The organism is Burkholderia sp. Ac-20353 (genome assembly GCF_017104785.1).
Lineage (GTDB): Bacteria > Pseudomonadota > Gammaproteobacteria > Burkholderiales > Burkholderiaceae > Burkholderia.
The window spans coordinates 1-8,763 of the sequence record NZ_JAAGPL010000280.1 but is presented as its reverse complement, the minus strand read 5'-3'; the positions used below and the strand labels follow the sequence as shown (position 1 = coordinate 8,763).

Sequence of the window (8,763 nt, the reverse complement as noted above, 5' to 3'; positions counted from 1 at the left end):
CACGTCGGATTCGAGCCACAGCGTCAGCGCGCCGCCCGCTTCCTGGCGACCGACGATCCGGCCGAGATTGCCGAGCTCCTCGGTGAGGAGCGCCTGGTCCTTCACGTCGACGCCGGTCAGCGTGATCTTCAGGTGCGGACCGCCGGCGTCGGCCGATGCAGCGGCGGACGGTGCGGCGACCGGATGCGCGGCCTCGAACGCCTGCTCGACGACGTGGTCGGGCACGCTCGGGTCGGCCGGTGCCGCGGTCGATGCAGCAGTCGATGCAGCAGCCGGTGCAACAGCCGGCGCGCTTGCGGCTGGCGCTGCAGGTGCAGCGGGTGCTGCAGCTGCAGCAGCCGCCGGCTCACCGCTCGCGGCCTTCAGCCGCTCGAGCTTCGCGCAGATCGCCGCGGCGGCAGCCGCGTCGGGTTCCGCGCTCGCGCGATAGTCGACGAGCTGGTCGGACAGCACGTCCTTGGTTTCGAGGAACGCGTCGACCATCTCCTTCGTCAGCGTCAGCTCGTGGTTGCGCGCGCGGTCGAGCAGCGATTCGAGGATGTGCGTCGTGTCGGTGAGCGCCGAGAAGCCGAACGTCGCCGCACCGCCCTTGATCGAGTGCGCGGCGCGGAAGATCGCGGCCAGATCCTCGGGATCGGGCGCGTCGACGTCGAGGTTCAGCAACAGCTGCTCCATCTGCGCGAGCAGCTCGTCCGCCTCGTCAAAAAACGTCTGGTAGAACTGAGTGATGTCGAGAGTCATGCCGGGTCACCGGATAAGGTCGTCGCGTTCAAGTCAGGATTCGGCAGGCGTGGACAGCGACGCGACCAGCTCGACCAGCACCGCCGGATCGATCGGCTTCTCGATCCAGCCGGTCGCGCCCGCATCGCGCGCGGCAGCCTTGAATGCGTCGCTGCCCTCGGTCGTCAGCACGAGGATCGGCGTGTCCGCATACGCAGTGAGCGCGCGCAGCGCCGCGATCACCTCGAGGCCGCTCTTGCGCGGCATGTTCTGGTCGGTCAGCACAAGGTCGTATGCAACGGCGGCTGCCATGTCGAAGCCGGCTTCGCCGTCCGGCGCAACCGTCACGTCGTAGCCGGCCTGCGCAAGCGTCGCCTGCAGGAGCGCACGCATGGTCGCGGAGTCGTCGATGGCAAGAATGGTTCGGATCATGTCTGTCTCGGGAGCCTCAATGTCTCGGCGCGGACGCGGCGACGCCGGCCAGCGCCGGTCGCACGCCTGCCGCCGCCGGGGGGGCGAGCTGCTGCGCGAGCTGCTTCGAGCCCGCGGCGTCGGCCGACAACGTGGTGGTCGTCGCGTCGTCGCGCATCAGCGCCTCTTCGGATTTGCGATTCAGCACGATCACGCTGATCCGGCGGTTCTCCGGATCGAGCGGATCGGCCTTGTTCAGGTTCTGCGTCGACGCGAGGCCGAGCACGCGCAGCACTTTCGCCTCGTCCATGCCGCCCGCGATCAGCTCGCGGCGCGACGCGTTCGCGCGGTCGGCCGACAGCTCCCAGTTGCTGTAGCCGCCTTCGCCGCCCGCATATGCCACCGCGTCGGTATGGCCCTGGACGATGATGCGGTTCGGCACGTCGTTCAGCGTCTTGCCGATCTCGCGCAGGATGTCGCGCATGTACGGCTCGACGTGATCGCTCGACATCGCGAACATCGGCCGCTTCTGGGTATCGACGATCTCGATGCGCAGCCCCATCAGCGTCGAGTCGATGCGGATCTGCTGCTTGAACTGGCGCAGCGTCGGGTTGGCCTCGATCGCGGCCATCAGCTTGATCTGCAGGTCGTGCAGACGCACCTGCTCACGGCGCTCGATCGCGCCTTGCGCCTGCGCCTGTGCGTCCTCTTCGCTCTTTTTCGCGACGCGGTCCGCGAGGCTCGTCGAGCCGTCGGTGCGGCGCGTCGAGCCGGCGTCGACGCTCGAGATGTCGCGCCCGCCGCCGTTGACGATGCTCGAATCCTGCGAGCTGCGGTCGCCGCTGCCGAACAGCGCGGCCTGCAGCGGCGTGTTGAAGTACTCGGCGATCCCCTTGAGCTGCACCGGCGTCACCGAGCTCAGCAGCCACATCAACAGGAAGAACGCCATCATCGCGGTCATGAAGTCCGCATACGCGAGCTTCCAGGCGCCGCCGTGGTGGCCCTTCTTCGCCGGGGCCACCCGCTTGACGACGATTGCGCGATCCTTGCTCTTGCTCATCGGGCGCTCCGCGTCACTTCGCCTTCACGCGGCGCACGTGCTCTTCGAGCTCGGCGAACGACGGCCGCTCGGTCGAGAACAGCACCTTGCGGCCGAACTCGACCGCGATCGCCGGCGCGTAGCCGTTCAGGCTCGCGAGGATCGTCACCTTGATGCACTGGAACATCTTCGTCGACTCGGCAACGCGCTGCTCCGCGAGGCTTGCGAGCGGGCCGATCAGTCCGTACGACAGCAGGATGCCGAGGAACGTGCCGACCAGCGCCTGCGCGATCATCGCGCCGAGCACCGCGGGCGGCTTGTCGGCGGACGCCATCGTGTGCACGACGCCCATCACGGCCGCGACGATCCCGAACGCCGGCATCGCGTCGCCGACGCGCATCAGCGCGTGCGCGGGGCCTTCGCCTTCCGCGTGATGCGTCTCGATCTCCTCGTCCATCAGGCTTTCGATCTCGAACGCGTTCATGTTGCCGCCGACCATCAGCCGCAGGTAATCGGTCAGGAATTCGACGATGTGGCGATCGGCCAGGATCTTCGGGTACTGCGTGAAGATCGGGCTCTTGTCCGGATCGTCGATGTCGGCCTCGAGCGTCAGCGTGCCTTCCTTGCGGGCCTTCGCGAGCAGCACGTACAGAAGCCCCATCAGCTCCATGTAGACGTCCTTGGTGTACTTCGAGCCCTTGAAGAGCGTCGGCAGCACGCGCATGGTGGCCTTGATGGTCTTCATGCCGTTACCGAGGATGAACGCACCCACACCCGCGCCGACGATCATCAGAATTTCGATCGGCTGGATCAATGCGCCCAGATGCCCGCCTGCCAGCGCATAACCGCCGAAGACGGACAAAATCGTCACGAGTGTTCCCACGATAATCAGCACTGCCTGTCCCTCACGAGTGACCGGCGGGGAGACCGCCGTTAAGTGGTTTACGGCAGTCGGCAGGAAAACTTTGGCGGTCGCGCGGCGGCGTCCGGGCCGTGTTTACCAGCAATCCGCGGCCGATGATGCGCGCTCGCGGCGCCGATGCAGCCGCGGGGTGCCGCCGCGGGGTACGGCCGGGTGCAGTCGCTCTGGCCCCGCCCGGCGGGGCTCAGACGGCGAGCGCCGCCTGTCCGGCCTGCGCGGCGGCCGCCTTGCGGGTCTTGCCGGCGCGCGACGGCGGCTGGCACAGGCCGCAGACGAAACCTTGATGCGGATCATGCGCATGCGCGACGAAATGGCCACCGCAGCGCGTGCACGGGGTCAGCTGCAGCATCCCCGAATCGAAGAAGCGCACGAGCGTCCATGCACGCGTGAGGCTCAATGCCGCCTCGTCGCCGGACAGGTTCACGTGCTCCAGATAGAGCCGGTACGCCTTCACGATCGACTGGATCGGCTCGCAGCGGCCGTGGTCCTGCATGAACCGGTAGATGTTGTAGAACAGCGACGAATGGATGTTCGGCTGCCACGTCATGAACCAGTCGGTCGAGAACGGCAGCATCCCCTTCGGCGGCGACACGCCCTTCAGTTCCTTGTACAGCTTGATCAGACGGTCCCGCGACAGGCTCGTCTCCGCCTCCAGCAACTGCAGCCGGGCGCCCAGTTCGATCAGTTCGATGGCGAGGGTGATTTCCTTCACCTCGACCACGACGCTTTTTGTAGCCATATATGAGCCGTCCGCTTCGGATTGCTTCGATGGGAATCGCCTGCGCACGGGTACCCCGGCGCATGCACGCCGGGACGAACGCGGGGGCGGGACGGTCAGCGGATGCTTTCGACCGGCTGGCCGGCCATCAGGATCGCCGAATGGGCGTGCGAGACGACGGCGCTGCGGCCCTTGTCGGCCAGCGACGACAGCAGTGCGTGATCGTCGAAACGGAAGCGGCACAGCATCTGGTTCGACGCCGCGAGCTTCACGGTCTGCGCGAGCGTCAGGTTGCCGAGCACATCGGCCAGTTCCTCGGAAATTCCCATGCGGAACATGCCCATCGCTTTGTCCTCGCGCAGCAGGCGCTGCGCGAGCAGGAGGTACGACAGGTTTACCTCTTTGATCTCACCGAGCATTTCGCTTGTAGCGCTCATGTTTACCCCGTTAGAGCCTTGGCCATTAGTGTTATGAAAACGTTTGCTCGAATCGGCGGCTTGTGGCTCGCGGAATCGGCACGTTTATAGTCTTACACCGGGATTTTGGCCAAACGGGATTTGTGCCGGTATCGGCAAAGTGGCGCGCGCCATGCAGGAATTGTCTGTAAACCGTGTAGGAATTTTTCCGACAAGGGAATTTGAAAGGGAGCGAAAGGAAATGGAATGGGCGGGACGCGACTGTATGTCGCGAAAGGCCGACAGACGGGGCTGTCAGCGCGTTGATCGGTAAAAATTATAGTGGATTTTCACGCACGCGCAACAATCATCGCTGTCATCGCGTTTTTTGTGACCACACCCTTTTTATCGGGGATTTCACGCGTTTCAGCGTGTAACAAGCCTTAAGCGTTTGAAAAAACACTCGAACCCCGCAGGCCGATCCCGATAATGGACTCCAATGGGCGGTGGCGCGACGCGTGCCGGCCGCCCTCCCGCTTGCCGTCCGGCGTCCGGCCCCCCGCCTGATGCCCGGCCACGCACCGCGTCACGCGTGCTTCGGCGAGTTCCGCCACTCATGCAACCTCGTACGGGATCGGAGCCAGCGCTCAAGCGCCAGCCTCGATCGACACAGGAGATCGCCACATGCGTATTGCCCAGATCGCGCCGCTTTACGAAGCCGTCCCGCCGAAACTCTACGGCGGCACCGAGCGTGTCGTGTCCTACCTCACCGAAGCGCTCGTCGAGCTCGGCCACGACGTCACGCTGTTCGCCAGCGGCGACTCGGTCACGTCCGCCCGCCTCGAGGCCGCGTGGCCGCGCGCACTGCGGCTCGATCCGTCGATTCGCGATGCGATGGCGCCCCATATGCGCCTGCTCGAGCAGGTGGCGCGCGTCGCGCACGAATACGACGTGCTGCACTTCCACCTCGACTACCTGCCGTTCCCGCTGATGTCGCGCCTCGACACGCCTTATGTGACGACGCTGCACGGGCGGCTCGACCTGCCCGAGCTGCAGCCGGTGTTCGACGCGTTCCCCGACGCGCCCGTCGTGTCGATCTCGAACAACCAGCGCAAGCCGCTGCCGCAGGCCGCGTGGGCCGGCACCGTGTATCACGGGCTGCCCGACTCGCTGCTCGCGCCGCAGCCGGACGTCAAGCCCGAATACCTTGCGTTCCTCGGCCGGATCTGCCCGGAGAAGCGTGTCGACACCGCAATCCGGATCGCCGCGCAAAGCGGGCTGCCGCTCAAGATTGCCGCGAAGGTCGACAAGGCCGACGCCGACTATTTCAAGGAAGTGATCGAGCCGCTGCTCGGCGAGGCGCACGTCGAGTTCATCGGCGAGATCAACGAGGCGCAGAAGCCCGCGTTCCTGTCCGGCGCGAAGGCGCTGCTGTTCCCGATCGACTGGCCCGAGCCGTTCGGCCTCGTGATGATCGAGGCGATGGCGTGCGGCACGCCGGTCGTCGCGTTCAACCGCGGCTCGGTGCCGGAAGTGATCGAGGACGGCGTGACGGGCTTCATCGTCGAGGACGTGCAGGGCGCGGTCGGCGCGCTGCACCGGATCGACAGCCTGTCGCGCGATGCGATCCGCGCGCGCTTCGATACCCGCTTCACCGCGAAAGCGATGGCGCAACGCTATGTCGAGACCTACGAAAACCTTTGCGCGGCGACGAAGCAGCCCGCATTGCGCCGGGTCGCGGGCGGCTGACGCCGGAAATGCGCGCGAAATCGGTTCGCAATCGGACCGCATTCGGACCGCAAATTCCCAACCGAAAGCGCGCCGAAATCGGCGCGTAATACAAACGCGCGACAAACACGCCACAAACAAGCCACGGAAGAGTCACGAAAGAGCAACGAAAGAGCCGCATCGTCGATGCGGCTCTTTCGCTTTTGACCCAGCGCTTATTCGATCAGAAAGCGGTCGCGGTTTTTGCCGACGATCCAATTCGGCGGCTTGCCGCGGCCACTCCAGGTGGCGCCCGACTTCGGATCGCGGTATTTCGCGGGCAGCGGCGCCTTTTTCGGCGGACGCCCGCGCCGCGCGCGCTCGGCAAACCCGAGATCCTGGGCGGTTAATCCGTATTCGGCGATCATCCGCTGGACGTCCGCGATCACGGCTTCGACTTCCTGACGACGCACTTCATCGGCCTGAGCCTGCAAATCGGCGATCTGCGCCTTGAGTTTCGCGTATTGAGACATTTTTGGCTCCCTGTTTCATGATGCGGCCCCGGCGATTCCAGCCTAGACACAATGCATCCGTTACGCAATCCGCACTGCCACCGTATCCGTTGAAATTAATGATCGTATTTTTAGCCGAATACGACTATATCGTGAATGCGGACTTATTCTAATAAAGCCGTTCGGCCGGCATTGAAATTTAACAATCGTTGACCCTCGGTTCCCTGATTCATTTCCTATAATCCAGACCAATTCCGCGGGCGGTGTAAATGCTGATCCGTCCGCCCGTCTTCCACTTCACTTCCTACGGGATCGCTTCATGAACCTTTCTCAGCGGCTTGCTGCAGAGGTATTCGGCACGTTCTGGCTGGTGCTTGGCGGGTGCGGCAGCGCCGTGCTGGCGGCGGCCTTTCCGGGTCTTGGGATCGGCTTCGCCGGCGTGGCGCTGGCATTCGGCCTGACCGTGCTGACGATGGCATTCGCGATCGGCCATGTTTCGGGCTGCCATCTGAATCCGGCGGTGAGCGTCGGCCTGACGGTCGCCGGCCGCTTCCCGGCGCGTGACCTCGTGCCGTACATCGTCGCGCAAGTCGTCGGCGCAACGATCGGCGCGTTCGTGCTGTATTTGATCGCGACCGGCAAGCCCGGCTTCGACGTCGTCGGCAGCGGCTTCGCGACGAACGGCTTCGGCGAGCGCTCGCCCGGCCACTACGCACTCGGCGCGGCGTTCATCTGCGAAGTCGTGATGACCGCGTTCTTCCTGTTCGTGATCCTCGGCGCGACCGACAAGCGTGCGCCGGCCGGCTTCGCGCCGATCGCGATCGGCCTGTGCCTGACGCTGATCCACCTGATTTCGATCCCGGTCACGAACACGTCGGTGAACCCCGCTCGCTCGACCGGCCCGGCGCTGTTCGTCGGTGGCGAAGCAATCGGGCAGCTCTGGCTGTTCTGGCTTGCGCCGCTGATCGGCGCGGTGATCGCCGGGGTCATCTATCCGCTGGTCGCAGGGCGCGATGACGCCCCCGGCCTGCTGCCGAATGCATCCGCTCGCACAAGCGAATAAAACGCCACGGGGTCAAGCGAGCAGGAGCAGCGAGCCTCACGCTGTCGAACAAAAGCGAGGCAGGCAGTTTCAACGGGCGCCGTCGGCGCCCGTTTTTCATTCAGCGCGCGACGGCGTCGCCTTCGAGCGCGAACAGCGTGCGCAGGTGCCGCGCAACACCCGCGTCGAAGTTGTTGCCGATCCGCGGGATATGCGGCAGGCGGGCGATCAGGTCCGGATTCGCGTTGTTCATCATGTACGCGTGACCGGCGGTTTCGAGCAGGTCGATATCGTTCATGTTGTCGCCGAACGCGATGCAGTGGCCGGTCTCGACGCCGAGCCGCCCGAGCACCGAGCGCAGCGCACGGCCCTTCGACACGTTCGCCGCCATCACTTCGAGGCAGTCGGGCAGCGAGTACGTGACGTACAGCCGGTCGCCAAATTGCGCGTGCAACCGCTCGGAGACGCCCGCCAGGTCTGCCGGATCACCGATGTACAGCACCTTCGCGATGTCCGCTCCGGCATGCGCGGCCATGTCGATCACGTCGTAGCGGAAGCCCGAATCCTGGTGGAAATCGAGCAGGTGCGGCGCATCGCGGTCGATCAGCCAGTGGCGATCGGCGAACAGGTTGACGATCACCCGGCCGTGCGTGCCCGCGACTTCCGGCTGCACGAGGCAACGGACGATCTCGGGATCGATGTCCTGCGCGTGGATCGTCGTATCGTCCGGCGCATGCACGCGCGCGCCGTTCGACGTGATCAGGTACGGGCGGATGCCAAGCACGTCGCGGATGCCCGCGACGTCCGCGTAGTGGCGCCCTGTCGCGATGACGAACTGCAGGCCGTCGCGATCGAGACGGCGGACGGTCTCGATCGTGTACGGGTCGAGCTGGTGATTGCTGTTCAGCAGCGTGCCGTCGAGATCGGTGGCGATGACTTTGTACATGGGACGGGAGTAGGCGCGATGGGGCGCAGATGGCTCTGCGGAACCGCCATTCTAGCGTCGTGCGCCGGCGCGCGTCGGGTGGTTGTCAGGTTCAGGGCTTTCGGGACGGCCGCGCTAATCGAGCCCCACCGGCCTCGCATCAGCATCCGCCCGCCAGCTCACCGCCAGTTCGCCGCCAATCCACGCCCAACCTGCCCCCAACCCACTCCGAACCTACTCCCAACCCACTCTTATGACGCGACGCCCGCGCCGCGCCTTCGCCGGTCAACCGCCCCGGGCCGCAGCCAGCGCCAGCCTGAGCGCGCCGTGCGCGGAATCCTCGAGCGGCGCGCGCAGCCGCGCGGCATGACA

The 8,763-nt window shown here is 65.5% G+C and carries 10 protein-coding genes; 2 read left to right on the top strand and 8 right to left on the bottom strand.

What is annotated here, in order from left to right; genetic code table 11:
- From G3N94_RS37730 to flhD, 6 genes are all read right to left on the bottom strand, one after another.
- Positions 1-741: Hpt domain-containing protein (locus G3N94_RS37730; RefSeq protein ID WP_205799309.1), on the bottom strand; the 741-nt coding region annotated here is incomplete at its 3' end.
- Between the two features lie 33 nt (positions 742-774).
- Positions 775-1,152: a response regulator gene (locus G3N94_RS37725; protein WP_124598839.1), complete on the bottom strand. Its 378-nt coding sequence runs from the start codon at positions 1,150-1,152 to the stop codon at positions 775-777.
- Positions 1,153-1,168: 16 nt separating this feature from the next.
- Complete coding sequence (motB, locus tag G3N94_RS37720) at positions 1,169-2,191, bottom strand: flagellar motor protein MotB (protein WP_205799308.1); 1,023 nt, start codon at positions 2,189-2,191, stop codon at positions 1,169-1,171.
- A 13-nt stretch (positions 2,192-2,204) separates the two neighbouring features.
- Positions 2,205-3,065: a flagellar motor stator protein MotA gene (motA, locus tag G3N94_RS37715; protein ID WP_124598841.1), complete on the bottom strand. Its 861-nt coding sequence runs from the start codon at positions 3,063-3,065 to the stop codon at positions 2,205-2,207.
- Between the two features lie 211 nt (positions 3,066-3,276).
- A complete protein-coding gene (gene flhC / locus G3N94_RS37710; RefSeq protein WP_124598842.1) occupies positions 3,277-3,831 on the bottom strand; it encodes a flagellar transcriptional regulator FlhC in 555 nt (184 codons plus the stop codon).
- A 95-nt stretch (positions 3,832-3,926) separates the two neighbouring features.
- Positions 3,927-4,247: a flagellar transcriptional regulator FlhD gene (flhD, locus tag G3N94_RS37705; RefSeq protein WP_124598843.1), complete on the bottom strand. Its 321-nt coding sequence runs from the start codon at positions 4,245-4,247 to the stop codon at positions 3,927-3,929.
- A 642-nt stretch (positions 4,248-4,889) separates the two neighbouring features.
- On the opposite strand from flhD, the gene G3N94_RS37700 reads away from it, so the two are divergent.
- On the top strand, positions 4,890-5,954 hold the full coding sequence (locus tag G3N94_RS37700; protein ID WP_205799307.1) for a glycosyltransferase family 4 protein: 1,065 nt from the start codon (positions 4,890-4,892) through the stop codon (positions 5,952-5,954).
- 194 nt (positions 5,955-6,148) lie between these two features.
- Here G3N94_RS37700 and G3N94_RS37695 read toward each other — a convergent pair whose 3' ends face one another.
- A complete protein-coding gene (locus G3N94_RS37695; RefSeq protein ID WP_124598845.1) occupies positions 6,149-6,445 on the bottom strand; it encodes an H-NS histone family protein in 297 nt (98 codons plus the stop codon).
- A 298-nt stretch (positions 6,446-6,743) separates the two neighbouring features.
- Between G3N94_RS37695 and aqpZ the strand changes: the two genes are divergently transcribed.
- Positions 6,744-7,487, top strand: a complete 744-nt coding sequence (aqpZ, locus tag G3N94_RS37690; protein ID WP_205799306.1) for an aquaporin Z — start codon at positions 6,744-6,746, stop codon at positions 7,485-7,487.
- Between the two features lie 100 nt (positions 7,488-7,587).
- Here aqpZ and G3N94_RS37685 read toward each other — a convergent pair whose 3' ends face one another.
- Positions 7,588-8,412, bottom strand: a complete 825-nt coding sequence (locus tag G3N94_RS37685; RefSeq protein WP_205799305.1) for a Cof-type HAD-IIB family hydrolase — start codon at positions 8,410-8,412, stop codon at positions 7,588-7,590.
- Positions 8,413-8,763 lie beyond the last annotated feature (351 nt).